Here is a 26,308-nt window from a genome sequence, read left to right as displayed (position 1 = left end):
CTTCCTCCCTTGCCTCTTTTTAACTAAACCGTATTGATTTAAAACTCACTTTAAGGGGAACCACCAGCAGAACCACCGCCTGAACGACCTCCGCCGCCACCGGCTCCTCTTCCACCACCGCCACCGCCACCACCCAAACCAGGGAAAACTCCTCCTCGTGGTGTTGATTGCGGCCGCGATCCTGGTGGAAAACTGAGCAATACTCTCTCGTCTCCTGTCAATCCAGACTTAACTTCAGTAAAGTTATTCGCAGTAACGCCAGTCTCTATGCGAGTAAACACAGGTTTGTTATCTGCTCCAGCCACAAACACACCTGTGGCATTTTCTTGACGCACCACTGAGGCGGTTGGTACTACTAAAGCATTTTCAACTTGACCAACTTGAAAATCTGCTCCCACATTCATCCCAGACCGCAGTAGCCTTTGGGGGTCTGAAAGTGATACTCTCACTTCAAAACTGGTGACGTTTTGCTCTACTATTGCTTGGGCAGCAATTTGGCTGACTTTACCTTCAAAGGTTCTTCCTGGGTAAGCATCTGCTTGAATCGAGACTTTTTGACCAAGGCGGGTTTTGGAAATATTTGTTTCTGCCAAACTTGCGACAACTTCATTTGTTGAAGCCAGAGACAAGATTGAAGAAGAAGAAGAAGAAGCTACTTCGCTACTGGCAGTTGTGGGTGTCACGAAAGCACCTGGGTCGGCAAATTTCTTTGTCACCACCCCATTAAAGGGGGCGCGAATGATCGTGTCATTGATTTCGGCTTGGATGTTTTGCAATGAACCACGAGCAGATGTTACCTGGGCGCGGGCTGCGTCAATATCTTCTTGGCGGCTTCCGGCTTTCGCTAGTGCCAAAGCTTGCTGTCTCTGCTTGACTACGGCTCTTGCTTGCTCGATGTCTTCTGGACGTGACCCAGCTTTTTGCAGCCCTAGTGCTTGCTGTGCTTCATTTACACTAGCTTGGGCGCTGTCACGAGTAGCACGGTTTTGGTTAAGAGTCTGAAGGGATATACCGCCTGCGTTGTAAAGTTGTTGATTACGAACAAAATCATCTTCTGCTTGGCGAAGAGTGGCTTGAGCGCTTTGCAAACGTGCCTGTGCTTGAGCAATATCTTGAGAGCGATTCCCTGTTTGTACCTTTTGTAGATTTGCCTCGGCTTCGTCTAACGATCCCTGAGCTTGAGCAATATCTTGAGGACGATTACCTGCGATCGCCTTTTGCAAATTCGCCTCGGCTTGTGCCAATTGTCCTTGAGCAGAGAGGAGTTGCCCGCGCAGGTTGGAATCGTCCATGTAAGCGACAATCTGCCCTTGTTTGACGATATCTCCTTCTTTTACTAGCAGTGTTTTTAAGATGCCTGAATTTTTTGGGCTGAGGTTAATTGACCGCTCAGGTTTCACTGTTCCGTTCGCTGAAACTGTGATTGTTAAGCTCTGCCTTTGTACAGGTCTTGTCAGCACCCGACGACTGGTTTGTTGCCGGGAAACAACCCCTACTTGATAATAAACTGCATAGCCAATTCCACCCAAAAGACAAAGAGCAATTAGCCAAGAGAGCCAATTACGTCTGCCCTTTTTTTTCTTTACCTCTGGAAGCGAAACTGGGGAATCTACGGTATTTGGTGTATCAATCTTCATATCCATTTTGTCTATAAGGAATAGCTACCAAGCTGTTATTTAATGGCTAAAACTATAGCCTGGTAGCCTTTATACTGACAATTTTTTTGAGTTTTTAGTGTTTTAAAGGTTTATTTGCAGTACCAGTCCACTAGGAAGTCTGAAATAATCATCACGCACTCTAACTAATCTCCCTGCCGGAACAACTTCCTGACTGGGAAGAAGGATGTCTCCGTTGGGAAGTCTGAAATAACCTTGATTACGCAGTCTGGCTATGGATCTAGCAGGAATAATTTGCCCGTTGGGATATCTGATGTCACCATTACCAAGTCTGACGACTCTACTATAGGATTGGTTGTCACGATTCCAATTATTCCGATCTCTAGAGTTTCTGACTTCTCCAGGATAGGATCTGCCGTTGCGGTTCCAATTATTTCTGTCTCCATTTCCATCTTGTCTATAGTTGCGATCGCGGTTCCAATTACTTCTGCCTCCATTTCCATCTTGTCTATAGTCGCGTCTGCCGTCACGATCGCGATCCCAATCTTGATTGTTCTGAGCAACAGAGTAGGCTTTTGTCTGGGCACTTGCAGGGGCACTCAAGAGAGTAGGAACAATTATCAGGGCAGCAGCAGCTAAGGCTATTGATATACGGTTTGGTTTCAACATGAAATTAAATCCTTATTTAGATTAAAGTTCTATTTTGCTTAGGTTCAGATTCAGCAATTTTGGACAGTTGCGTTTGTTTTAGTATGAAAATGTGGTATTTTTACCTCATCGTATAAATTCATACATAACAATTATCGATCAAAAACTTTAAACCAATGTATGACCAAAGTCATAAGTAATTCCAGACTTATGTATGACCAAAGTCATCAGTTTTTAATGTGGAAATCGGGGAAAATAATTAATACCTAATGCCCAATATTTTGAAATTTAATCCTGTAGTGGTGCAATTCCTTGCCAAACAATATCCACAAAATTTTGGATAAATGTTGATATTTCTTTGGCACGATCTTCAGAATTTAAGTGAGTTCTTATACTAACTTGAGACGAAATCTGCTCCAAAAAAATATAGTTCATCAGCGAACCTAGTAAAATATGAGCCACTGTCTGGGGATCGCAACGGCGAAGCCGATTTTGGTTTATTTCATACTCTAGGAAAGCCGTCAGTGCTTTGATATCTCGTATTGGCCCTGGTTCTTTATCTCCAAGTTCTGGAAGGGCATTGCCTCGCGATCGCAGCATCATAATCTGAGGCAGTACCTCGGTATAGAATTCTATAATCTTGAGGCAGATATTTCTGAGGTTTTCTTTAAGATCGCCTTTGCCACTAAGAGATTCCAACTCGTTCACCCACACAGGTTTTTCTGGAATTCCCATCGCCGCAAAAAATAATTCTTCTTTCGTTGAGAATCGTTTGAAAATTGAAGCTTCAGAAATCCCAGCCTGTTGAGCAATTTCTAAGGTTGAAGCACCAAATCCTTGTTGTAAGAAAATTTGGCGAGCCGCTTCTAAAATTTGCTGATTGGTAATTCTGGATATACGAGCCATAAATAAGTAAGTTGTTACTTATTTACAAGATAAAACCTTTGTGATACGTATGTCAAGAACTATTGAATAAGGCAGTATAAACCCAAGCTTTTCAGCCAACAAAAGTTTTTGCTAATACTTCTTGCCTCTGCCCCCCAATACGGTTCGGATAAGCATTTTTCATTTTCCTTGTGGTCTGGGGAATGGGTTTGCGGGAAAAGGTTAAAGGATGTATTCAAAACCTTTCACCTTTAACCGAACCGTATTGCTCTGCCCCCTGCCTTTCTTTGCAAGATTTTACTGCCGTCAAGAGCGGAGATCGTTTAAGCTAGCTGAAAGATTCTTTGATTAGTGGCTTAAAGGCGGTAGTGTGCCTAAACATGTTCGTTTAATTTCTTTTTTGATGGTCTGTAGTTTGTGGAGTATGCCAAAAGCCGCTAACGCGCAGGCATTAATACCCCATACACTGCAACTAGATGGGGCAAAGTTAGAGAAGCAGGGGTTGAGTCTGGCGCAAGAGGCGGCTCAACTAGCTCAGTTTCAACAGGTAGAATTAGCTTTGCCACGAGCGCGGCTGGCTAGTCAACTGGCTCCGAAGAATGATAAAGTGTGGTTGCTCTTAGGTGGATTGCAACTACAAACCAAAGAGTTTGACGGAGCGATCGCTAGCTTGAAAAAGGCGCAATCTATTAACCCCAAAAATGGAGATATTTTGTTTGCTTTGGGTTCAGCTAATTTTCAGCAGAAAAATTACCAAGCAGCTGTTGTCAATTTTCAAGACGGTTTGAAGTTAAAACCCAACGATCCAGAGGGGTTGTTTAATTTGGGTAATGCTTATTATCTGTTAGGTAAATTTCCAGATGCGATCGCACAGTACGATAAAGCAGTCTCTCAAGATAAAAAATTCTGGCCGGCGCTCAACAACATTGGCTTAATCAACTATGAACAGGGTAATACACCCGAAGCAATTAAGCGATGGAAATCTGCTGTAACCCTTGATAAGCAAGCCGCAGAGCCTTTGTTAGCTTTGGCAGTGGCACTGTACACTCAAGGCGATAGTCAACAAGCATTAAGCTTGGGAGAAGCTGCACTCCGTATAGATTCGCGCTATGCTAGTTTAAATTTTCTCAAAGAAAATCTTTGGGGCGATCGCCTCCTGTCTGATACGAAAAAATTCTTAGAATTACCCCGTATTCAAGCAGCCCTACAGCAACGAGAAAACTCATCATCAGCGCCTGAAAAACAGCCTACTCAATAGGAGGGGGGAAGGGGCAGGGGGCAGGGGGCAGGGAGCAGGGGGCAGGGGGCAGGGGGCAGGGAGCAGAAGAGAAAGAAGTAATTTTTCATTAGTCCCATTCCCCATTCCCCATTCCCAATTGACTTTCCTATTACCCCTTGCCTAACAGTACCTTTTCGTAGTACATATATACTAAATTCATCCAGTAACTATTCGCCCAAAAACGTTTGCGGGCGAGTATTCCTGAAATAAGTCGTTAATTTTTAGCGATCGTCTGTGGGCAGAAGTGCGATGATTTGGTCAACAAACTGCTGATGGTCAACAACTGGCTTGGAAATGTAGCCATCAGCGCCGCTTTGCTTGAGAAAATTCTCGCGATCGCCTTCCATAGCATGTGCTGTCACCAAAATAACAGGTAAGTTTGCTGTTTTTGGATCGGATTTTAACATTTGTGTAATCTTGATTCCATCAACAGATTTACCTTGATAAACACTTCTAGACAAAGAAACATCCATTAAAATTAGGTCGGCTTCTCCTGATTGGGCAATTTTTATTACTTCTTCAACATTTTCAGTATGTTTCACTCCCAAGCCGCCGCGCTTGGACAAAATTTTGGAAAAAACACGAGCATTAATTAGATCGTCTTCGACAATTAAAACAGTTTTCATGAGAATTTTAGTAATAGAGGTAGAGTAAGGAAATTAGGCAATTCAAAATTAAAAATGAGAAAATGCAGTCATGGTAAGTATCCTGGCGATGAACTCTATACAAATTAAATGTGTAGCAGATTATCATTCCATTAAAACAGCTACCTGCTATCTGTTTCCTTTTTAATAGTGTATGTACATCCTTGTCATCAAGGATGATACTACTGCTTTTTCTTCTATAACTATCAATATTTTGTTAGGAATCCCATTTCATCCGTTATGCTGTGGTTGCTGCAATATTGAGTTCCGCCGTCTTTTGTGTAGTTAAATTTCAGGGAAAAAACTCATGGCAAAACAGTTAAACCTTCTCTCAACGGGACAGGTAATTCCAACAGCCCTGCACACCGAGATGCAACGGTCTTATCTCGAATATGCCATGAGCGTGATTGTCGGGCGAGCGCTACCAGACGTGCGCGATGGCTTAAAACCAGTGCATCGCCGCATTTTGTATGCAATGCACGAACTCGGTTTAGTACCAGATAGACCCTATCGAAAATGTGCCCGTGTAGTGGGTGATGTGTTGGGTAAATACCATCCCCACGGCGACCAATCAGTTTACGATGCTTTAGTCAGGCTAGTGCAGGATTTTTCTAGCCGCTATCCTTTGCTAGCAGGACACGGTAACTTTGGCAGTGTTGATAACGATCCGCCAGCAGCGATGCGTTATACAGAAACGCGCCTCGCACCCATCAGCCATGAGGGAATGCTGACAGAAATCGGTGAAGAAACTGTGGAATTTGTCGGGAACTTTGATAATTCCCAGCAAGAACCAACAGTGTTACCTGCTCAACTACCGTTTTTATTGCTCAATGGCTGTTCGGGGATCGCCGTAGGAATGGCGACGAATGTTCCACCCCACAACTTGGGAGAAATTGTTGATGGGTTAATTGCTTTAATAGACAACCCAGATTTACCAGATGAAAAATTATTCGAGTTAATTCCAGGGCCAGATTTTCCCACTGGTGGAGAAATAATTGGTGAGGCGGGAATTCGAGAAGCATATACCACAGGTAAAGGTGGGATTTTGCTGCGAGGAGTTGCGACTCTGGAGGAAATTCCAGCTACTAGAGGAAGCAAGCGACGGACGGCAATTATCATTACAGAATTGCCTTATCAAGTGAATAAGTCTGCTTGGATTGAAAAGGTAGCGGACTTAGTAAATCAAGGCCGTTTGCAAGGAATTTCCGATCTTCGGGATGAGAGCGATCGCGAAGGGATGCGAGTCGTAATTGAACTCAAACGCGATACCAATCCCCAAGAAGTTCTCCAGCATTTGTATCACCAAACTGCTTTGCAAATGACCTTTGGGGCAATTCTTTTAGCGATCGTCAATGGACAACCCCGCCAGTTAAGTTTGCGTCAACTGTTGCAAGAGTTTTTGAGTTTCCGAGAAGAAACGCTGAACCGTCGTTACAATTACGAGTTGGGGAAAGCTCAAAGTCGCGTGCATTTGGTAGAAGGTTTACTCAAAGCCCTATCTAATTTGGATCGGGTAATTGAAATTTTACGGCAAGCTCCTGATGGAAGTACGGCAAAAATAAATCTTTGTAGCCAACTAGATTTGAGCGAGGTACAAGGAGATGCAATTTTGGCTATGCCGTTGCGCCGCCTCACCAGTTTAGAACAGCAAAATTTGCAGCAAGAATTTGAACAGATCAGCGAACAAATTAGATTGCTGGAACAATTACTCAACGATCGCAGAGAATTACTCAAGGCGCTAAAAAAAGAATTGCGATCGCTCAAGCGCAAGTACAGCGATCTCCGGCGGACAAAAATTGGAGAAGAACAAAAGTCTAGGGCAGAGGAGCAGAGGGGCAGAGGAGCAGAGGGGCAGAGGAGCAGAGGGGCAGAACAGGAAGAGGAACTTAAATCTTCTGAACCAGCAGAAGAAGCGATTTTAGAATTTACCCAACGCGGTTATGTCCGCCGCACCCAACCATCTGGGAGAAAGTCAAAAGCTGAAAATGGTCTGCACGATAATGACTTTATTATCCAAACTCTGTTGACTGATACCCAAAAAGACTTGCTAATCCTAACCGGTGGCGGCAAAGTCTACCCTGTGAATGTCGGAGAAATCCCCCCAACTACTGGGCGTTCTCCACGGGGAAAACCTTTGATTACTATGCTCAGTAATACTGCTCAAGGCGCTCAAGAAGCTGTAGTCAGCCGCTTTTTGCTGCCGGAAAATCTCGAAACTCAGCAGATGATTCTTTTAACAAAACAGGGAAGAATTAAGCGTCTGTCTCTGGGAGAATTCACGAATTTGACGCGGCGCGGTATTACGATTTTGAAGCTCAAAGATGATGATGAATTGTCATTTACCCAATTCACTACTCCAGGAGCGCATCTGATTTTAGCTAGTTCCGGTGGGCGTGTGTTGCGCTTTGCAGCCAATGATGAACAATTACCAGTCATGGGTCGCACAGCAATGGGTTTACAAGCATTTCGACTATTGAGAAATCAGCAAATGGTTGGCTGTGTCACTGTCGGGAAAGATGATTATCTTTTGCTAGTTACTCAAGAAGGATATGCCAAGCGGATGCCTGCGAGCCAGTTAAGAGCAGCTAATCGCGGCGATTTGGGAACGCAGGCGCTGAAATTTGCCAGCAAAACTGACAATTTAGCTGGGATGGTCATAGCGATGCCTTCTCTACGAGACGCTACGCGAACGGCGGGCTACGCCAACGCATCTGCTGAGGTCGCTTTAGTGACAAATAAGGAACGGGTGGTGCGGATACCTGTGGAAACAGTGCCGATTTTGGGTAGGGATGTCAAAGGTGAAAGCATTCTTCAACTCAACCGTGATGAAAAAATCATTACTGTTGCGGAAGTGCGATCGTAAATCAGAGTTATGTTCAACTTGCGACAAGCCAACTTGCAGGATTTAGAGGCGCTAATCCAACTGCGTCTCGAGTTCCTGCGGGAGGTTGGCGAAATTAAAGGTGACTCTGACACCGCAAACCTAGTAGAAGCAACTCGAAAATATCTTGGCGAAAAAATGCCGTCGGGTGAGTTTTTAGCTTGGGTGGCTGAAGTGAATAATCAAATTGTTGCCACTAGCGGCTTAGTATTTTTTCAACGGCCCCCTTACAACGGCAATCTCTCAGGCTTAGAAGCCTACGTTATGAACGTATATACAATTCCGATGTGGCGAGGACAGGGAATTGCTACAGCATTATTAAAGGAAATTATCATCTTTATGAGAGCAACTGAGACAAAACGCCTCTGGCTTCACGCTACTGAGGATGGTAAACGTATATACGAAAAGCTTGATTTTATTTCGACTTCAAAAAAAAATGGAAACTATCTGGTAATAACCTAAATTATCAATAGTGATTTTCTTTAAAATGGCAAAATCTCTAACTATCAAGCATTTTTATAAGTTTATTAATAATTCATATCAATAAAATTATATTATTATAGGGCTAAAAATCTAGATAATGTTTCTTTTATCTCAGCAAATATTACTAAAGGCTGATGTTTTAATCTGTATAAATAGCTATCTCTATTCATGTCAAGCTATGGCAACAAAAGTATAAAACATGTTGCTTTTCTAAAAATATTTGTTATATTAGTTTACATAAGGCAATAAAGCTTAAGAATAAAGTTTGGAGTCCGAACCATGACAAACGCAAGCACAACAAAAGTAACTCCTCCCGTAATTCAAGATCGTAACGCTTGGCGCTGGGGCTTTACCCCACAAGCAGAAATTTGGAACGGTCGCTTGGCAATGATTGGCTTTTTAGCAGCCGTTTTGGTTGAGCTTTTTTCTGGTCAAGGCTTCCTACATTTTTGGGGCATCCTATAAGTTTTAATATTTAAGATGACCTATAAATAAAAAAACCTGGAGTGCTAATTCACTACCAGGTTTTTTATTTTTTTGTCATTTGTCAGTTGTCATTTGTCAGTTGTTTATTTACTAATGACCAATGACTAATTGACTACCGAATATATTCCTTGAGAACGCTGTTACGATTTGGGTGGCGTAACTTACGAAGTGCCTTCGCCTCAATTTGACGAATCCGTTCGCGGGTAACGTTGAAAATCTGTCCGATTTCTTCAAGGGTCTTCATGCGACCATCATCCAAGCCGTAACGCAGTCTAAGAACATCGCGTTCACGAGGGCTGAGGCTGTCGAGGACTTTTTCTAAGTCTTCGCGCAGAAGATTTTTAGAAACTTGGTCTTCCGGTGTTTCACCATCAGATTCAATAAAATCGCCCAACCGAGAATCTTCTTCTTTACCAATAGGCGTTTCTAGTGAAATAGGCAACTGGGCGGATTTAGCAATAAACCGCAACTTCTCAATGGTCATTTCCATCCGAGTAGCGATTTCTTCCTCGGTGGGTTTACGACCCATTTCTTGAGATAGTAACTTGGTAGTTTTCTTAATCCGAGAGATGGTTTCGTAAAGGTGAACTGGAAGACGAATTGTGCGGGATTGATCTGCGATCGCGCGGGTAATTGCTTGACGAATCCACCATGTAGCATAAGTGGAAAACTTGTAACCTTTTTCGTGGTCAAACTTTTCAGCGGCACGAATCAAACCGAGACTGCCTTCCTGAATTAAGTCCTGGAACGACAAACCACGATTCATGTACTTTTTAGCAATTGAAACCACAAGACGGAGGTTAGATTGCACCATCTTGTCTTTTGCCCTGCGACCAACATGGAGGCGATAACGAAAGGCTGGTAGTGGCAGTTGTACTGCTTCTGCCCATTCACTATCTCGAGGATCGCGATCCAACTGTTCTGAGAGTCTTTCCCGCACCCTCTCTAATTCCAGCAAATCGGCGATTTTCCGCGCCAATTCGATTTCTTCGTCTGCCCGCAACAGACGAATTCTACCAATTTCTTGCAAGTAAAGCCGAATGGAATCTTCTGTGTAATGCTTTTTCTTGCTTTGTGTCCGACGACGCGATTTAGCGGCTTTTCCAGACTTTGCGTCGTCCTCATCAGACTGAGGCTCTAAAAATTCATCGTCACCTTCATCGATGATAAGCAAGTCCTCTTCATCATCTATTAAGAGTTCTTCTAACTCGAGCTCAGGCTGATTCATTATTTCTAGGTCAGGCTGATATATGCTTTCGAGTACGTTGTTAGCCTGGTTCATGCCGCGTTCCTCATGCTCCTTGCAGAATCAATTACTCAAGATGTGTTTACTGCTCTTTTAAACGAGCCAATTGTCAACCGAAAATAAGTTTTCTGGCAGATTTGCCATAAATATTTTCGGATATTTTGCACCCCAAATTGGAGGTTTTTTTACTTTAGTTTAAGCCATGTCTAAAAGTGATTTGTTCACCTTAGTAAATGTTATATGTGTTGCTATCACATACTGCTTTCAACTAACTGGTCAAATAAATAATCGTCTTTCTGAAAAAATTTGCCACTCTATACTAATGAGTTCAGACTGCTGGCAGATTTTCTTATAAAGACTCTTCCGATTGTAGCCTGTTTCACAGAAATTGCACTCTTTTTGTGTATTAATCATGAACTCTTTCAGCAATTTTTAGCCACTACTACCAAAAAGACATTAAAAACGGGAGTTATGCCCTAAGATTTTTTCTCAACTTTTCGGAATTGCAGTGACGCTCTTATTACATTACAAAGTAAGTGTGCTTGCTTGTGCCCGATTTCATGTATTTTACACAACATTAATTACTTAGAAAGGGTGCATTGTATGTTAACTCAGACGACAAGTATTAATCTACCCATTTTTACATTTCCTTCATAAATTACGCATTCCTGAGATTAAAGCTAGTCTTTCGATTGGGTAAATACAACTAAGGTGGCGGTATTTGCCTTTAGTTAGTTAACCTTCTGCTTACAATTACCTTAACTGAGGAGTTGAGGCTGTGGCAGAATCGACCTGATAGTTGATCAATTTAGGTTTAACTAATTTGGCCTTATTCACAGGTTAGCGCACTGTGGCGATTTCAGCCCTATGAAACTTGACAAACTCTTCTTATTGTATACAAGGATATTTTAATCAATTCAAAAACAATTTGTCTCGTGAACTCGCCAGTATAGTCCTATCTAAGGCAAAACTTCATTAGATACATACGATACAATCGCGCTCACTACGGCAGTACATGAAGATATTAACAAGTTTTCAGCCAGATGGTGTGTGCTTTCAGTAGCCATTACCCGGAACTGAGAGAACCCAGAACATTACCTGATGATTTTAGTTACAATGCTGGATTACGTAAATAAATTGTAAATTTAAATACTTTTATTTCGGTAAGTTCCTATCATCTGATGATGAGAAATCCTCAAAATACTTATTAATTCCTGTTTGATAGATAATATTCAGTTATTTTCTTAAAGGATAACAAATGTATTTATAGTTGATAGACAAAATTAATTAGCCAGTTAGTGTAAAGAATATTGTCTTAACTAACTCTCCAACAAAGTTGGTAGTTTTCCTAACACTAGAATATTGAACTTTTGTAAAATATTGACAAGAAGCAAATTATATGGATATTAAATAACTTGGATTCATCAAAGAGTTACGGAATAACAAACCGCAGAGGACAGGAAAAAATCAGTTTAAGGAATATTTGTTGTAGTATCTACAAAATATTTATGATTTTTTGAGTTGTCATCAATCAAAAGAAGTATTTTTATATCAATTTCGGATATAAAAAAGGTAATGGGTGAAAACGTATCACTCATTACCAGTGTCGCAAATTATTGAAGTAGTGCTGGGGAATTGATATTAGATATCTAAATCAGTGAAGTTGAGTTTAGAACCATAAGTTTCGATAAATTCTCGTCTGGGAGCGACGCGATCGCCCATTAAAATTGTGAAGATGCGATCGGCTTCAGCAGCGTCCTCAATTTCGACTTGCTTCATTTTGCGAGTTTCTGGGTTCATGGTGGTGTCCCAGAGTTGTTGTGGCATCATTTCACCCAAACCTTTGAAGCGTTGGATGGTGTAGTTGGCGTTAGCGGGGAATTTGGCGATCGCTTGATTTTTTTCGCGATCGCTATAGCAGTACTCATGATTACGTCCCCGTTCTACTTTATACAATGGGGGACAAGCAATATAAATAAAGCCTTGTTCGATGAGCGATCGCTGATATCGGTAGAAGAATGTTAACAACAAAGTCCGAATGTGCGCTCCATCTACGTCAGCATCCGTCATAATGACTATACGGTGATAGCGCAGTTGGGTAGAATCGAATTCATCACCTTTGACACCTAAACCGAGGGCTGTAATTAACGCTTGAACTTCATTATTTTTATAAATTTTAGCGTCGTCGGTTTTTTCAATGTTGAGAATTTTACCACGTAGAGGCAAGATCGCTTGAGTGCGGCGATCGCGTCCTTGTTTGGCACTCCCGCCGGCTGAGTCCCCTTCCACGATGAATATTTCAGATTCGCCAGGGTCACGAGAACTACAATCTGCCAATTTACCAGGTAATGGCGAAGATTCCAGTACAGATTTGCGTCGCACTAATTCGCGTGCATGGCGCGCTGCTTCTGCGGCCTTGAAAGCTTGGATAGCTTTATCTAAAATTGAATCTGCGATCGCCGGATGAAATTCTAGATATTCGGTAAGGACTTCTCCTACTAGAGAATCGACAATCCCCCGTACCTCAGTGTTACCGAGTTTGGTTTTGGTTTGTCCTTCAAATTCTGGATCTGGGACTTTAACGGAAATTACCGCAGTCAAACCTTCGCGGACATGTTCGCCACTGAGGTTAGGTTCATTCTCTTTAATTTTATTGCGTTTACGGGCGATCGCATTTAATGTCCGAGTTAGAACCGCCTTTAACCCTTCTAAGTGCGTACCACCATCCACAGTACGAATATTGTTAGCAAAACCTAGTACATTATCCGTATAAGCATCAGTACACCATTGCAAAGAAACTTCCACTTGTACGTTGTTGCGTTCGCCCTGCACATAGATAATTTCTTCATGTAGAGGCTGTTTTTCGCGGTTCATGTACGCGATATATTCTTTAATGCCACCCTTGTATTCGTAGGTTTCTACCTTGGGTGTGTCACTTTTGAGTAATTCCAGACGGTGGTCAGTAAAAGTAATTTTGACACCTGCATTCAGATATGCTAATTCTCGTAGGCGACCCGATAAAGTGATGTAATCAAACTCAATGCTAGTTGTAAAGATTTGAATATCTGGCTTGAAGGTGACAGAAGTTCCGGTTCTAGCTTCTTTGTAAGGCTTTGTTTGCAGTTCACTAACTGGAATACCGCGTTCATAGCGTTGGAGATGAACTTTTTTATCTCGCCAAACTGTAACTTCTACAACCTCAGATAGGGCATTAACAACAGAAATACCAACCCCGTGTAATCCTCCAGAAACCTTATAGCCACCGCCGCCAAACTTACCACCAGCGTGCAGTACCGTCATCACGGTTTCCAAAGCCGATTTTCCGGTGCGCGAGTGAGTATCAACGGGAATACCGCGACCATCATCTGTTACAGTCACGGAACCATCAGCGTTGATATCCACTTCTATATGAGTGCAATGACCCGCCAAAGCCTCATCGATTGAATTGTCCACCACCTCGTAAACTAAATGGTGGAGTCCTCGCGGCCCGGTGGTACCAATGTACATTCCTGGTCGTTTGCGGACGGCTTCCAGACCTTCCAGAACTTGAATCTGATCGGCACTGTAACTGCTCGTCATGTAAACTCTCCTGATGTGTGGGGTTAAACTCGCCTAAAATTAAATAAAAGCAAAAACACTCCAAAATTGTAACACAAAAGCCTTGCTAGCGTCTGTAGGGCTTTTTCAAGAGAAGTTTATACTAGGGTTGCACTACCGTGCAATAGGGGCAAAGGGGAGCAAGGGGGAAAGAGGGGCAGAGGAAGATGAGGAAGTGAGGGAGAAGAATTAATAACTAATGCCCAATGTCCAATGTCCCATGCCCATAACAAATGACTAATGACTAATAACCAATGACTAAATTAATTGTGATTTGTGGGGCGACGGCAACGGGTAAATCGAGTTTGGCTTTGGCTTTAGCGATGCGGTTGGGTTCTGTAATTCTCAGTGCCGATTCTCGTCAAGTTTACCGTGAGTTTGATATTGGGACAGCGAAACCAACTGCGGCTGAACAAAAATTAGTGCCGCACTATTTAATAGATATCTGCGATCCTACAGACACGATGACGGTAGCAGACTACCAAGAACAAACACAAGGCTTAATTGCTTCTGTTGATGTTACACCACTTTTGCTAGTTGGTGGTACTGGGTTATATATCCGTTCCATTGTGCAAGGGATGAAAATTCCTAGAGTTGCACCACAAACTGAATTGCGATCGCAACTTGAATCTCTCGGTCAACCACAACTCTACGCAATGTTACAACAAGTTGACCCCGTTGCAGCACAAAAGATTCATAGCAATGATTCAGTACGGACTTTACGCGCATTAGAAGTATTTTATGTAACTGGATATCCAATTTCAGAACAGCAAGGGGAGAATCCACCAAATTATCCGATTTTGCAAATTGGTTTAGATTGCGATGTTGAAAAGTTGCTTGCTCGTATTCAACACCGTACTAAGCAAATGATAGCAAATGGTTTGGTTGCTGAGGTGGAGTATCTTTGTCAGAAATATGGCGCTGATTTGTCTTTGTTGAATACTTTGGGTTATCAAGAAATAAAACAATACTTGGCTGGTGATATTTCCTTAGATGAAGCTAAAGAATTAATAATTTTACATACACGACAATTTGCCAAGCGACAACGAACTTGGTTTCGAGCATATCCCCAAATTCAATGGTTTGATGCGAACGATCCTGATTTATTGGAGAAAGTTTGGCAGCGAATAAATAAGTTTATTAATTATACTAATTAGTGAGATTTTTTTGCTCATGCAAAGACGCAAAAAAAAATTGCATCTTTACAGCGAGTGTCTTAAAGAGTGTCGGGATCTAAACCCATTGCCCGTAGCCTATCTGCTAGTAACTGGCTGCGTTGTTCTGCTTGTTCAGCACGTTGTCGTTCCTGTTCGGCGCGTTGTCGTTCCTGTTCAGCCCGTTCATCCCCAGTTAGCAAAACATTACCATCTTGATAGCACCAGCGTAACCAATTATCCTGTCTGCCTTCAAATTCACCTTCCCACAGAGTTATGCCTAAACCAACTTGTTCTAACCAAGTTTCTGAAGTTTCAAAGTAGCGTGTTCCCCTAAGTTCATAAACATGCAGTATTTTTTCTGCTAATTGCTGATTTGGGTCATATACGATGTAGTAACTAGCCCGCATGTGTTCATAAATTTTCAGCTTTTTGCCCAGTTCATCACCTTCTTTATTAGAGACAATTTCGAGGACAACTTCAGGAGGTTTGCCAAAACGCCAAACCATATAACAACGATTTTGTTTTTCCCACCACTTTTCAGGTACTTGGACATCTAAGCTGAGAAAGACATCAGGGACAATCGGTGGCTGAAGGTCTGTGTAGTAAATACCTACATTAGCTTCAGCTAAAAAAGTCTGGCTTTGTAGAGAACTGTAAAGAGATCCGACTAAAAGGCGTTGTTGTTTGGCAGATGCGAAGTTGTCCACAGGTGTATCATCTTCAGTGATTAGCTGGTTGGCATCTGGCACATAGTAATCATCATTGATTAAAAGTTGATTAACCATGATCTGATCCAGTATTTAAGAGCATTATTTCTAGGTTAGTTGATTCGGTGTGAGAGCGTGCAAGTTAGCAAAAAATAGTGTATCCACTATTTTTGTATTTAGGAGATGATTGAGACATGATTGACAAAAAGAGGTTTTGCTAGTAAAAAAAGGTCGGCACGAGAATAAAAAGAAGTAAAAAGTCTAAATATTGATGAATGCTAAAGTATTCTCAAGGTTTAATAAAAGTTCCATAACTCACTTTCACTAACCAAAATTAATCAGATAAAGGGTCATTAAAATCATTACTTATCCAAATTTTACCTTGGTTTAAACCTAGTATCCGTTTCTGGAGTGGTTGTTGTGGTTGAGCATATTTTTGAACTAGAAATTCCACAAAATCTAGCACCTGTTGTTGCTGGCCGGGTGCGAGATTTTGCAACTTGGCAATTAATTTTGAGGTGGTATCTACAACATTGGAAGTCATCTCACCCTCTCCTGTTGAATGTCTGACTCTATGTTACTTTAACCCCAAAGTTAACAGAGGATTGGATTTTAGCATCATTGAACGCCCTTGTTAAGAGACATCGTACCTTCGGTACTCAAATCAAGCGATCGCTTTTACTCCCTCTTGACTGCTATTCTTGCAACAATAGTAATTACAGCTATATCAACCAGCCTGCAACATCTACCTTTAAATGTAAAAATCTATGCTTACCCAAGATAAAAAACAACGCAACTGGAAACCCATTATCAAAGCATTCGAGGCTGTCCTTGGCAAAAATGGCGTGGTACAACGCCGCGAAGAACTCATTACCTATGAATGCGATGGTTTAACTGGTTATCGTCAACGTCCGGCTGTGGTGGCGTTACCCAGAACTACAGAGCAAGTTGCAGAAATTGTAAAAATATGCAACCAATACTCTATCCCCTTCATCGCACGCGGTTCTGGTACTGGTCTATCTGGCGGTGCTTTACCATTAGAAGACTCTGTTTTAATTGTAACTTCTTTAATGCGGCAAATAATCAGTATTGATTTGGAAAATCAACGCACAGTTGTGCAACCAGGGGTGATTAATAGTTGGGTAACACAAGCAGTAAGTGGTGCTGGTTTTTACTACGCTCCTGACCCATCCAGTCAAATTATTTGCTCTATTGGGGGCAATATTGCCGAAAATTCTGGTGGCGTGCATTGTCTTAAATACGGCGTGACTACTAACCACGTTTTAGGATTAAAAATTGTCACGCCAGAAGGGGAAATTGTCGATTTAGGCGGACAAATCCCAGAAATGCCTGGTTATGATTTAACAGGTGTGTTTGTTGGTTCTGAAGGTACTTTGGGAATTGCTACAGAAATTACTTTGCGAATTCTCAAAAGTGCAGAATCAATTTGTGTACTGTTGGCAGATTTTTCGAGTATTGAAGCTGCGGGAGCAACTGTTTCTGATATTATCAGCGCCGGAATTATTCCTGGTGGTATGGAAATGATGGATAACTTCAGCATCAATGCTGTTGAAGATGTTGTCGCAACTAATTGTTATCCCCGCGATGCTACTGCTATTTTGCTAATCGAAATTGACGGCTTAGAAGTGGAAGTTGCAGGAAATAAGCAGCGAGTTATTGAAATTTGTAAAAAGAATGGGGCACGAAATGTCACTTCTGCTACTGACCCAGAAACCAGATTGAAATTATGGAAGGGACGCAAAGCCGCTTTTGCTGCTGCTGGACATTTAAGCCCAGATTATTATGTACAAGATGGGGTAATTCCTCGAACTCAGTTGCCTTATGTTCTGCACGAAATTAAGACATTAAGTGAACAATACGGTTATCCTGTTGCTAATGTATTTCATGCTGGCGATGGTAATCTTCATCCACTAATTCTTTATGATAATTCTGTAGCTGGAGCATTGGAACAAGTAGAAGAAATGGGTGGAAAAATTCTTAAACTTTGTGTTCAAGTTGGCGGTAGTATTTCTGGTGAACATGGCATCGGCGCAGAGAAAAGGTGTTATATGCCACAGATGTTTAGCCAAGTTGATTTAGAAACTATGCAATGGGTACGGCAAGTTTTTAATCCTCAAGGGTTAGCAAATCCTGAAAAGATATTTCCCACACCACGGACTTGTGGTGAAGCAGCAAATGCATCAGCTATCAAGCAATTTGAAGGAGTTGAAAGGTTTTAGGAGACGCGATGAATCGCTTCTGTACATGAGTTAGGAGTTTTTTATCGTTCCTAGTCTCTGATTGGGAACGATAAAGGGGTAAACCTAATGGGAAAAACACCCAGATTGTAGTCCAATACAGTTTAGTTAACGCTAAAAAGCTTAAGCTAGGTAGGTTAGTTTGAGGAACGAAACCCAACATTTCTGAGGCTTTGTTGGGTTGCGCTTTGCTTAACCCAACCTACAATTTTTCACAAAGCCAAGTGTATTAGATTATAGTTTCTTGTATTTCACAGAATTAGAAATACCGAAAATTGTCTGTTAAAGCACATTTATTAATTTACACCTTGACATAAAATCATCATTTGTTTATATAACCCGGAGGATTATAACTTTATTTTGTAGTTATATATATTCCGATCGCACTAGGTCATGTTTACAAATGAATCGGGTTGTTCGCCGTTGTGTTTCTTACTTATTGTGTTTGGGATTAGCAGTTATTTTAATAGTCTCTTCACTTTCTTCACTCCCGGTTTATTCTCAAAAAATAAGTCCTTTAACTACAGAAAATCGCGGCGTTTGGATCACTAATGTTGCTAGTGGGGTGCTATTTGTCCCCTGGGGAATTAACCGTGCTATTAGCCAATTATCGGCTCTCAATTTTAATACAATTTATCCTGTGGTTTGGAACCGAGGACATACTTTTTATAAAAGTACTGTAGCTAGAATGACTACAGGCTCAGATACTCAACCTTTTCTAAAGTTTATGCACGGTGGACAAGATGTTTTAACAAAAATAGTATCGCTTGCCAAAAATAAAGATTTGAGAGTCATTCCTTGGTTTGAATATGGGTTTATGACACCGCATTATTCACAATTAGCAAGGCGTTATCCTGATTGGTTGACGATTGGACAAGAAGGTATAAAGTCTATCGAAGATGCACCACCGGAAGAAATTGATAATAGTTTAGTAAATAAGCTGGCTTGGTTAAATCCCTTACATCCACAAGTGCAAGAGTTTTTTCAAGGGCTAATTTTAGAAGTAGTCAGAAATTACGATGTGGATGGTATTCAAATTGATGACCATTTTGGAATGCCAGTACAGTTTGGTTACGATCGCTTCACTATTGAACTATACCAGCTAGAGCATCAAGGCAAAAGCCCCCCTGTCAACCCTTTTGACTCAGAATGGATGCGTTGGCGAGCAGACAAAATTACCGATTTTATGGCAGAAATCTATCAAGCTGTAAAGGCGGTTAAGCCCAAAGCCAAAATATCTCTATCTCCCAACTATCAAGCTTTTGCCTACAAATACTATTTGCAAGATTGGGAAAATTGGGTAAAAAAAGGTTTAGTTGATGAGTTAATTTTGCAAGTATATCGAAATGACAAAAGCTCTTTTATCGCTCAACTGGAGCAACCATCGATAAAATTGGCTCAAAGTCTAATTCCTGTCGGTATTGGGATATCTACGGGAACGGTGCGTAATCCTGTGAAGATGGCACAAGTTAGAGAACAAGTTCAAGCTGTGCGCGATCGCAATTTTGATGGCATCTCCTTTTTTTACTGGGAGAGCCTCTGGGGTTATATCGTACCAGAATCTCCCCAACAGCGACGCAAAGCTTTTCTTGAGATGTTTGATGCTAGAACTGTCAGACTATTAAAACCAAAGAAATTTTGATTTTGTCATTTGTCATTCGTCATTTGTCATTTTTTCCCCATTCCCCATTCCCCATTCCCCTTAATGTCATTCGCGCCAGAAAATACTAGATTTAGCTTTACATTGCTGTGGACTCTTGCTACTTGTGGCGGTTTTTTATTGAGTTTACTCTTTGTTGAAGTTGGCGAAAAGCCAGATATTGGGGTAGTAGAGGCGGCTATCGGCTCAATTGCGATCGCACTTTTTCAAGGTTGTCTTCTCAAAGAACCTGTATTTTGTATCAGGTGGATTTTGTCAAGTCTTTTGGGTTGGAGTATCATCACTGCGATCGGTATTGGTGCGGTAGGCTGGATTGTACCTAGTACTCAGATTCTTCCCGTGAGAATCCTGTCGGGAGCAATTTATGGATTCTTTGGCGGCTTAGGGATCGGATTAGCGCAATGGTTAGCAATTCCTCAGCCGATGGCGTGGCGATGGATATTTGTCTCTTCGGCAAGTTGGGCTGTTGCTGTCCCTGTGGGTTCTGCTGTGGGGATGATTTTGCACCGCTTAACGCGGTTATTCTTAGGCGAAGTTATGGGATTAGCCATCGCTTGGCTGCTGGTTGGTATCCTTACGGGAATGAATGCTCATAAATTACGATTGTAAGTTTCTACTCCCCTGCTTGTTTTCTCGAAATATTAAACAAAAAATTATTAAGAATAATATATTTAATTGATATATACTAATGATTGCACTTAGATATATGCAAAAATTCTGAAAAAACTATTAAAAATTAAGATTCAGTAAGTTTGCCCTAACCTGCAAATGTGTTTTCGCCTTCCAAAAGCAGGATTTGTTAAGCTGACTCTTATTAGCTTTCCTAGATTTCTGACAAGAAGTAGAGAAAGATCAAAATTTTCATGAGCAACAGCTGACAGCACTTTGCTATAGGCGCTAAAGTGCATCTACTACAAGCGTAAAGATAAGAGAGCGCCTAGAAGAGTCAGCCATACCAGAAAGGGACTCTCGCATGAATATAAATCCAGCAGAATCAACTATGGAGTTGACAAAATTATCGCCTCCTGAAATCATCTTTGGCACAGAAGTAGATGAGAAAAGTAGTAGTGAGCAGTTTCTACTGAGCATGTACGATTCTGTGCAGGCATCAATATTTGTAGTAGATGTTCTAGAGGATGGAGATTTTCAATATGTGGCACTCAATCCTACTCATGAGCGGTGGATAGGCATTCGCTCAGACGATCTCCGAGGCAAAAAACCAGAGGATATTCTTTCTCCCATTGATGCTGCTAGGGTGCGTCAGCATTACGCTGATTGTGTGCTATTTGGCAAAACTATTTCCTACGAACAATGTTTGCAATTTCAGGGGGTTCCGACTTGGTGGAGTACGACTCTCACACCGCTAAGGGATGCTAACTCCCGAATTTATCGACTGATTGGTACTAGTAGCAATATCACTCCCGTGAAGCAAGCCCAAGAAGCAGTAGGACTCCAGGTTGAACGGGAACGATTGCTAGAAGCGATCGCAGCACGAATTCACCAATCTGTAGAATTAGAGACAATTCTGCATCAGACAACAATTGAACTGCGACAGTTTTTGAATTGCGATCGCATTTTAATTTATCGCTTCGAGGCTGACGGGAGTGGGGTAATCATTGCCGAATCAACTGCGATCGTGAGCGATCCCCTATTGGGAAAAAGCATCAGCGATCCCTGCTTCAATGGCAAACATCCAAAACACTACGGGCAAGGTTGCATTCAAGTTGTTGACGATATCTATGCAGCCGGCTTACATCCTTGCCATATAGATTTTCTAACATCTTTGCACATCAGAGCCAATGTAGTTGTGCCAATCTTCCAAGAGCAAGATATGTGGGGACTATTGATTGCCCAGCATTGCCAGGAATCTCGTCAATGGCAGCAAACAGAAACCGACTTGACTCTTCACTTGGCAACTCAAATCGGCATTGCTGTGGAACAAGCAGAACTTCGTCAGCAGATGAAGGATCTCCAAGTCAAATTGGAGTTGCAAAAACAGAAGCACAAAAATCAGTTGCAGCAGGTACGAAACTTTGAAGCCTTAGTGCGACGGATGACAGAACAAATCCGCGATAGTCTGGATGAAACTCAGGTGTTGCAGACAGTAACTCAGGAATTAGCAGAGTTACTCAACCTTGAACGTTGTCAAATTGAACTCTACAGCCCCTGTCAAACCCTGGTAACTATTGCCTACGAATACAGCATTAACCTACCCCAGTGTCAAGGATTGACTAGACAGATTGCAGACCGTTTGGAAGTTTATCAGCCCTTGCTGCAAAAACAACCTTTGCAATTTTTGGAAATCAACCCTGGATGGCAACCACAGTTGTTGGTTATGTCCCAGATGGCTTGTCCCATTTTCGATACTCAAGGAATTTTAGGAAATCTTTGGTTGACAAGACCATCACAAGAGGCATTTGATGAATTTGAAATCGAGTTAGTGCAGCAGGTTGCCAATGAATGTGCGATCGCAATTCGCCAAGCTCAACTTTACCAACAAACCCAAACACAAGTTAAAGAATTAGAAAATTGCGATCGGCTCAAAAACCAATTTCTCAGAAACCTCTCCCAAGAACTGCGGACACCCATAACTAGCATTAGCCTTGCAGTCCAAACCCTCGAAAGTGTCCTCACACCAGCAGAAATATTAGAGATAGAAATAGTTCCACAACTCTTACAGATACTGCATAACGAGTGTGCGCGAGAAAACAAATTAATTAACGATTTACTTACACTCACATATCTCGAAGCCGAACCAGAACCCCCAACTTTGATTGCCATTGACTTACAAAGCTGGCTTCATCCCATTGTCGAATCTTTTCGAGACCTTACTAACTGCCAGCGGCAGCAGTTAAACCTGAGTGTCGATGGTGAACTCCCGCTTTTAGAGACAGATATCACAGATATGGAGAGGATTATCACCGAATTACTCAACCATGTCTGCAAATATACCCCAGCAGGTGAGTCTGTCATAGTCTCTGCTCACCAAAGAGGGGATGCAGTAGAGCTTAATATTAGCAATTCAGGATTAGAGCTTACCAGCAACGAACTGTCACGGATATTTGAGCCTTTCTATCACCTTTCCAAACACGATCCTTGGAAACATAGCGGTACTGGACTGGAATTAGCATTAGTGCAGAAAATGGTCAGACATTTAGGCGGCTCAATTTATGTAGAGAGTGGAGTCGGTCAAACCACCTTCACCATTAAATTCCCCCTTTAATTCGTTTTTTAGCGCGGCACTATCTAAATCGTCAGAAGTCTGCTATGATGATTATTCGTGTGGGTGACTAGCTCAACGGTAGCCTTCATTACACGAATAATCTCTAAAATAAGGGTTCTCACTAATATCTCTCAATGCTTCCAGCCATTATTGAGAGATAAATGAGAGACGAGTCTTCAGACAATCTAATTGGCTTTGAACGCTTACTAGCTTTATTTAAGGATGTTCAAAAGCAGACCCCTTCAGGAGTTGGGCTTAAAAGAGAAACCAAACCTTATGGTACCTACATACTACTCCAGTTTAAATTAGGAAGTAAGCGGGTAGCTAAAGCTTGTGGGTGTACATTTACTCAACTAGGGATGGTTCAAGCCCTCCAAAAAGCTACTAAGGTGGCTGAGGCTCTAAATAGCTTTTCTACTGAGACAGAGTTCTGGAATTGGTATGACCAAACCATTCTCGCTAAAAACACAATCCAAAATGACCTAATTACCTTTAAGCAAGCTATTCAGGTAGCAGAGGATTATTTTTGGGATAATGTGAGGAAAAAGGGAGTAAGGGATAAAAGTAATCCTTCTCATCAATCATGCTGGAATGATGCTTACGGGAGGTTCTATAAAAGTCTTCCCTTAGATAAAGTATTTAACACTACAGACATACTACAAATTGTTAACTCAAAGGAGAAGGGGACTAAGAACTTCAAAATGTGTGTACGGGCAATGAAGAAATTAGCCCAGCTTAATAGTCAAGAGAGTGCCTATAAAGAGCTTGAGAAAATTAATGCAACTCAAGTTAAGTTTAAACAGGATTTGCAAAGTTTATCCCTTGATGATTTCTTGCAAATGAGGGAGCAAATATTAGATGTCCCTGCAAATGATAAAAGATACAGGATTGAGTCACGTAAGTCTTGGTTATTTGTTTTCTCAATGCAGGTAATTTATGGATTGAGAATTAGTGAGGTATTTGCTGTTAAAAATATTGACCAGCCTTTCACTACTAAAGATGGGATAATTATACCTGCCTTAAGTGACCCCCACAATAAGGATATGGTAGTTGTGGTAGGTAATGAAACTCTATTAAAGACAACCACCAAGACAGGCTACCGACTATCCATTCCTTTAGTGCCACCTACCCACAATGACCTAATTGATAAGCTGGAAATTAAATCAGGTCAGCTCCCTAAACTTACCCTAAATAGTGATAACCCTGTTTCAGTAAGACATAAGTACACTAAAACTGCTAGAAATAATCTAATTACCTGGTTAAAGGGTAAGTTCACACAAACTCATGCTCTCAGGCATTTATCTAATTTAAATGGGATAATGTCAGGTGTGAGTTTAGAAAAACGAGCAATGAGTTTAGGCCATTCCCCTACTATGAATGATGCTGTCTATAAGAAGCGGCGCACCACCCAAACTACACTAGACCTACTAACGAACTCCACCCATCAAACTATTCCCCTAGCCTCCGCGTTAAGTGTAGCCAGACAGTTAGGATGCGCTGATGATAAAAAGTCAGTGAAGCTATTAGCCGCTATATATGGTTTAACTGAAGGTGAAATATCTTCCCTACTAACAGGTAACCAAAATTAGCACAATAATTTAATCCAAGCCGCCACTAACAATAATCATATATAGATACAATCACCACTAAAATACAAAGTATCCCCTACTTAAGCTAGTAAATAGTAGAGCGATAGGGAGATAACTAATTAGTTATCTGAAGTCATGTTGCTCCATAACAACCTGCATTTCTCTACCTTACAAAGATACCTGAAATGTAGTAGCAGTACTGTGTTGACCCTTGTGGTGGCCTGTGGAGAGATGACTGATTTAGTAGCCATAATTGGAAGTTTACTTACATAAGACTGCTTGAGTTTCCAAGTCATCTAAAAATCAGCCTTCTATTGTTAGGGGTACTAATAGTTAGATAAGCTAACTATTAGATTATCTAAACAAATTAATAGAGTTAGCGACCGCACCCTAAGTAGACTAAATCAGCCAACTGATGTTAGTTGACTAACTGGTATGCTTTCTTCTTCCTTGGTAAAGCGGAGTTGACTGATATGGTATGTTATCTCCCCTATAGGTTATCTATCTATTACTAGTATTGGTATAAGTGGCGGCCCAGATTGGGGTCTCATTAGGTCTGCTGCTCTAATTTAAGATATTTCCCTACTTTATCCAAAAATCTATCATCCTCTTCTCCCTCTGGCCAAAAGAACACTCCATCAGTCATTCCTATTTCTATTGTAGATTCCTCAATTAATTTAGATATTTTAAGTATATCTTTATAGAATTTAGTAGTATCCCCAGTTAGAACATTCTCCTCTGATAACACCAAAACACCCAACATTAAGTTATAAGCATTATATAAATTCTTAATGGCTTCTTTTCTGCCTTCCTGCATAACCATATCTCCATGTGTTTAACTTAATTTATTAAATTAAATAGTAAGCTACCTCAGTACATATACTAAATCAAGGCTTCTCTTGATTTAGTTATCTAACCAGCGATCGCTTGTTTGGTAAACTGATTCTCTGTTAGCAGAAGTAGTTACCTATATACAACAAAAAGACCTCCCGACTGAAAGTGTAGGGGTCTTTTTATATGATTAAGCATAAACAAAACGTCAGGAGCAAAAGTGCTATTAAGTGAGCATAATTATTAGTGAAAATAATTTACATCTGCCCATATTTTACCTATAATACTATTGACAATTGGGTAGATATTTGTTAGAATATATGTATGAAAGGTGAGGGGAAGGGAATACTTCCAGCCAACAGGAAAAGGACAGCAATACGACACTAAGGCTGTTACACCCCAAGGTTTGAACAATAGTGAACGCACCACAGTTTAAAGCTAACTTTCATAGGTAAGACAGCCTTAAAAACTTGAACAGCTACAGTCCTGCATGGCGATGTGTCGATAAGATTGAAAAGGGGTTTTGACAGTGCAACCATATACTGTTGGCAGATTTAGAATTACAGCCACCTAGAATAATCCGCAGACTTTCCAGAGGATGACCAGCGATAGATTAATCCTCCTATACCTTCAGAGTAATCTGAGGGTTTAGTTGTATGTAGCTCACTCTAATTGTGAGAATTAGAATAGTCTCAGAAGCCTTCAATTTAGTTAAGTTAGTATTAGCTACCTGAAGGATTTAAGGAGCCTTCCTGGACTTCCTAGAGGTGTTAATCCTACTATTCACTTCACTTATCAACTGTGATAACCAAATGGAAACCCCAATTTTTAGACTGATAGAAAAAGAGCTGCTTGAATGCAGACAGAAAATAGATTCAGCCATAAAGAATCTAAATGAGCTAGATGCCAAACTTACAGACAAACCTGACCTTGTATTACCTTTGGCTCAGGCAATAATAAAGGAAGAGAATACACGCTATGTTATTGAAAAATTAATTAAACTCCAGGAGAGGGTTAACAGGGGAAACTTTGAAGAGGATAAATGAGGTTAAATTAGAGAAATAATAACCTGATGAGTTAGCTAATCCTGTAGTTGACTCATCAGGTTATTTGATGTG

Annotated in this window: 20 protein-coding genes; 11 read left to right on the top strand and 9 right to left on the bottom strand. The window is 41.2% G+C overall.

All coding sequences use genetic code 11. The features are described 5' to 3' along the window. Nucleotides 1–50 precede the first annotated feature (50 nt). The 3 genes from RMZ41_RS01900 to RMZ41_RS01890 all read right to left on the bottom strand — a co-directional run bounded on the left by RMZ41_RS01900 (nt 51) and on the right by RMZ41_RS01890 (nt 3,170). Nucleotides 51–1,637, bottom strand: coding sequence for an efflux RND transporter periplasmic adaptor subunit (locus RMZ41_RS01900; protein ID WP_322645110.1), 1,587 nt, complete (start codon nt 1,635–1,637; stop codon nt 51–53). Nucleotides 1,638–1,739: 102 nt separating this feature from the next. Beyond that, nucleotides 1,740–2,285 carry a hypothetical protein gene (locus RMZ41_RS01895; protein ID WP_322645111.1) on the bottom strand — a complete coding sequence of 182 codons (546 nt, stop codon included), beginning with the start codon at nt 2,283–2,285 and terminating at the stop codon, nt 1,740–1,742. Nucleotides 2,286–2,552: 267 nt separating this feature from the next. Beyond that, nucleotides 2,553–3,170: a TetR/AcrR family transcriptional regulator gene (locus RMZ41_RS01890; RefSeq protein ID WP_322645112.1), complete on the bottom strand. Its 618-nt coding sequence runs from the start codon at nt 3,168–3,170 to the stop codon at nt 2,553–2,555. Nucleotides 3,171–3,519: 349 nt separating this feature from the next. On the opposite strand from RMZ41_RS01890, the gene RMZ41_RS01885 reads away from it, so the two are divergent. Next, complete coding sequence (locus RMZ41_RS01885; protein ID WP_322645113.1) at nt 3,520–4,407, top strand: tetratricopeptide repeat protein; 888 nt, start codon at nt 3,520–3,522, stop codon at nt 4,405–4,407. A 242-nt stretch (nt 4,408–4,649) separates the two neighbouring features. On the opposite strand, the gene RMZ41_RS01880 is transcribed toward RMZ41_RS01885, so the two are convergent. After that, nucleotides 4,650–5,054 carry a response regulator gene (locus RMZ41_RS01880; protein ID WP_118165237.1) on the bottom strand — a complete coding sequence of 135 codons (405 nt, stop codon included), beginning with the start codon at nt 5,052–5,054 and terminating at the stop codon, nt 4,650–4,652. A gap of 325 nt (nt 5,055–5,379) precedes the next feature. Between RMZ41_RS01880 and gyrA the strand changes: the two genes are divergently transcribed. The 3 genes from gyrA (at nt 5,380) to RMZ41_RS01865 (ending at nt 8,901) form a co-directional block, all read left to right on the top strand. Then, nucleotides 5,380–7,935 carry a DNA gyrase subunit A gene (gene gyrA / locus RMZ41_RS01875; RefSeq protein WP_322734413.1) on the top strand — a complete coding sequence of 852 codons (2,556 nt, stop codon included), beginning with the start codon at nt 5,380–5,382 and terminating at the stop codon, nt 7,933–7,935. A gap of 9 nt (nt 7,936–7,944) precedes the next feature. Continuing rightward, complete coding sequence (locus tag RMZ41_RS01870) at nt 7,945–8,415, top strand: GNAT family N-acetyltransferase (protein WP_322639829.1); 471 nt, start codon at nt 7,945–7,947, stop codon at nt 8,413–8,415. A 300-nt stretch (nt 8,416–8,715) separates the two neighbouring features. Beyond that, on the top strand, nt 8,716–8,901 hold the full coding sequence (locus RMZ41_RS01865; RefSeq protein ID WP_322639828.1) for a chlorophyll a/b-binding protein: 186 nt from the start codon (nt 8,716–8,718) through the stop codon (nt 8,899–8,901). 133 nt (nt 8,902–9,034) lie between these two features. Here RMZ41_RS01865 and rpoD read toward each other — a convergent pair whose 3' ends face one another. Both rpoD and gyrB read right to left on the bottom strand, forming a co-directional pair. Continuing rightward, nucleotides 9,035–10,204: an RNA polymerase sigma factor RpoD gene (gene rpoD, locus RMZ41_RS01860; RefSeq protein ID WP_012412585.1), complete on the bottom strand. Its 1,170-nt coding sequence runs from the start codon at nt 10,202–10,204 to the stop codon at nt 9,035–9,037. 1,605 nt (nt 10,205–11,809) lie between these two features. Then, complete coding sequence (gene gyrB / locus RMZ41_RS01855) at nt 11,810–13,747, bottom strand: DNA topoisomerase (ATP-hydrolyzing) subunit B (RefSeq protein ID WP_322639827.1); 1,938 nt, start codon at nt 13,745–13,747, stop codon at nt 11,810–11,812. Nucleotides 13,748–14,019: 272 nt separating this feature from the next. On the opposite strand from gyrB, the gene miaA reads away from it, so the two are divergent. After that, the gene (gene miaA / locus RMZ41_RS01850; protein ID WP_322639826.1) at nt 14,020–14,922 is read left to right on the top strand and encodes a tRNA (adenosine(37)-N6)-dimethylallyltransferase MiaA; all 903 of its coding nucleotides are present in this window, start codon (nt 14,020–14,022) and stop codon (nt 14,920–14,922) included. A 59-nt stretch (nt 14,923–14,981) separates the two neighbouring features. On the opposite strand, the gene RMZ41_RS01845 is transcribed toward miaA, so the two are convergent. Next, nucleotides 14,982–15,707: a Uma2 family endonuclease gene (locus tag RMZ41_RS01845; RefSeq protein ID WP_322639825.1), complete on the bottom strand. Its 726-nt coding sequence runs from the start codon at nt 15,705–15,707 to the stop codon at nt 14,982–14,984. Nucleotides 15,708–15,963: 256 nt separating this feature from the next. After that, nucleotides 15,964–16,173 carry a DUF2281 domain-containing protein gene (locus RMZ41_RS01840; RefSeq protein ID WP_322639824.1) on the bottom strand — a complete coding sequence of 70 codons (210 nt, stop codon included), beginning with the start codon at nt 16,171–16,173 and terminating at the stop codon, nt 15,964–15,966. 223 nt (nt 16,174–16,396) lie between these two features. Here RMZ41_RS01840 and glcD point away from each other — a divergent pair, with 223 nt between their 5' ends. From glcD to RMZ41_RS01815, 5 genes are all read left to right on the top strand, one after another. Continuing rightward, a complete protein-coding gene (gene glcD / locus RMZ41_RS01835) occupies nt 16,397–17,869 on the top strand; it encodes a glycolate oxidase subunit GlcD (RefSeq protein ID WP_322639823.1) in 1,473 nt (490 codons plus the stop codon). Between the two features lie 421 nt (nt 17,870–18,290). Beyond that, complete coding sequence (locus RMZ41_RS01830; RefSeq protein ID WP_322639822.1) at nt 18,291–19,529, top strand: glycoside hydrolase family 10 protein; 1,239 nt, start codon at nt 18,291–18,293, stop codon at nt 19,527–19,529. A gap of 63 nt (nt 19,530–19,592) precedes the next feature. Then, on the top strand, nt 19,593–20,156 hold the full coding sequence (locus RMZ41_RS01825) for a hypothetical protein (protein ID WP_322639821.1): 564 nt from the start codon (nt 19,593–19,595) through the stop codon (nt 20,154–20,156). Nucleotides 20,157–20,520: 364 nt separating this feature from the next. Further along, nucleotides 20,521–22,770 (top strand): GAF domain-containing protein, encoded by a 2,250-nt coding sequence (locus tag RMZ41_RS01820; protein ID WP_322639820.1) that lies wholly within the window; start codon nt 20,521–20,523, stop codon nt 22,768–22,770. Nucleotides 22,771–22,931: 161 nt separating this feature from the next. Continuing rightward, nucleotides 22,932–24,359, top strand: coding sequence for a hypothetical protein (locus tag RMZ41_RS01815; protein ID WP_322639819.1), 1,428 nt, complete (start codon nt 22,932–22,934; stop codon nt 24,357–24,359). Nucleotides 24,360–24,909: 550 nt separating this feature from the next. On the opposite strand, the gene RMZ41_RS01810 is transcribed toward RMZ41_RS01815, so the two are convergent. Further along, entirely contained in the window at nt 24,910–25,176 is a 267-nt protein-coding gene (locus tag RMZ41_RS01810) for a hypothetical protein (protein WP_322639818.1), read from the bottom strand. 826 nt (nt 25,177–26,002) lie between these two features. Here RMZ41_RS01810 and RMZ41_RS01805 point away from each other — a divergent pair. Then, nucleotides 26,003–26,236 carry a hypothetical protein gene (locus RMZ41_RS01805; protein ID WP_322639817.1) on the top strand — a complete coding sequence of 78 codons (234 nt, stop codon included), beginning with the start codon at nt 26,003–26,005 and terminating at the stop codon, nt 26,234–26,236. Nucleotides 26,237–26,308 lie beyond the last annotated feature (72 nt).

The organism is Nostoc sp. DedVER02, assembly GCF_034530675.2.
GTDB lineage: Bacteria > Cyanobacteriota > Cyanobacteriia > Cyanobacteriales > Nostocaceae > Nostoc.
Note: the sequence above shows the minus strand (reverse complement) of the source record. Positions and strands in the feature narration are given on the sequence as shown.

Excerpts from the sequence above, each read along its gene's own strand:
- RMZ41_RS01900 (WP_322645110.1), bottom strand. The coding sequence starts at position 1,637 with ATGAAGATTGATACACCAAATACCGTAGATTCCCCAGTTTCGCTTCCA.
- RMZ41_RS01895 (WP_322645111.1), bottom strand. The coding sequence starts at position 2,285 with ATGTTGAAACCAAACCGTATATCAATAGCCTTAGCTGCTGCTGCCCTG.
- RMZ41_RS01890 (WP_322645112.1), bottom strand. The coding sequence starts at position 3,170 with ATGGCTCGTATATCCAGAATTACCAATCAGCAAATTTTAGAAGCGGCT.
- RMZ41_RS01880 (WP_118165237.1), bottom strand. The coding sequence starts at position 5,054 with ATGAAAACTGTTTTAATTGTCGAAGACGATCTAATTAATGCTCGTGTT.
- gyrA (WP_322734413.1), top strand. The coding sequence starts at position 5,380 with ATGGCAAAACAGTTAAACCTTCTCTCAACGGGACAGGTAATTCCAACA.
- RMZ41_RS01870 (WP_322639829.1), top strand. The coding sequence starts at position 7,945 with ATGTTCAACTTGCGACAAGCCAACTTGCAGGATTTAGAGGCGCTAATC.
- RMZ41_RS01865 (WP_322639828.1), top strand. The coding sequence starts at position 8,716 with ATGACAAACGCAAGCACAACAAAAGTAACTCCTCCCGTAATTCAAGAT.
- rpoD (WP_012412585.1), bottom strand. The coding sequence starts at position 10,204 with ATGAACCAGGCTAACAACGTACTCGAAAGCATATATCAGCCTGACCTA.
- gyrB (WP_322639827.1), bottom strand. The coding sequence starts at position 13,747 with ATGACGAGCAGTTACAGTGCCGATCAGATTCAAGTTCTGGAAGGTCTG.
- miaA (WP_322639826.1), top strand. The coding sequence starts at position 14,020 with ATGACTAAATTAATTGTGATTTGTGGGGCGACGGCAACGGGTAAATCG.
- RMZ41_RS01845 (WP_322639825.1), bottom strand. The coding sequence starts at position 15,707 with ATGGTTAATCAACTTTTAATCAATGATGATTACTATGTGCCAGATGCC.
- RMZ41_RS01840 (WP_322639824.1), bottom strand. The coding sequence starts at position 16,173 with ATGACTTCCAATGTTGTAGATACCACCTCAAAATTAATTGCCAAGTTG.
- glcD (WP_322639823.1), top strand. The coding sequence starts at position 16,397 with ATGCTTACCCAAGATAAAAAACAACGCAACTGGAAACCCATTATCAAA.
- RMZ41_RS01830 (WP_322639822.1), top strand. The coding sequence starts at position 18,291 with ATGAATCGGGTTGTTCGCCGTTGTGTTTCTTACTTATTGTGTTTGGGA.
- RMZ41_RS01825 (WP_322639821.1), top strand. The coding sequence starts at position 19,593 with ATGTCATTCGCGCCAGAAAATACTAGATTTAGCTTTACATTGCTGTGG.
- RMZ41_RS01820 (WP_322639820.1), top strand. The coding sequence starts at position 20,521 with ATGAATATAAATCCAGCAGAATCAACTATGGAGTTGACAAAATTATCG.
- RMZ41_RS01815 (WP_322639819.1), top strand. The coding sequence starts at position 22,932 with ATGAGAGACGAGTCTTCAGACAATCTAATTGGCTTTGAACGCTTACTA.
- RMZ41_RS01810 (WP_322639818.1), bottom strand. The coding sequence starts at position 25,176 with ATGCAGGAAGGCAGAAAAGAAGCCATTAAGAATTTATATAATGCTTAT.
- RMZ41_RS01805 (WP_322639817.1), top strand. The coding sequence starts at position 26,003 with ATGGAAACCCCAATTTTTAGACTGATAGAAAAAGAGCTGCTTGAATGC.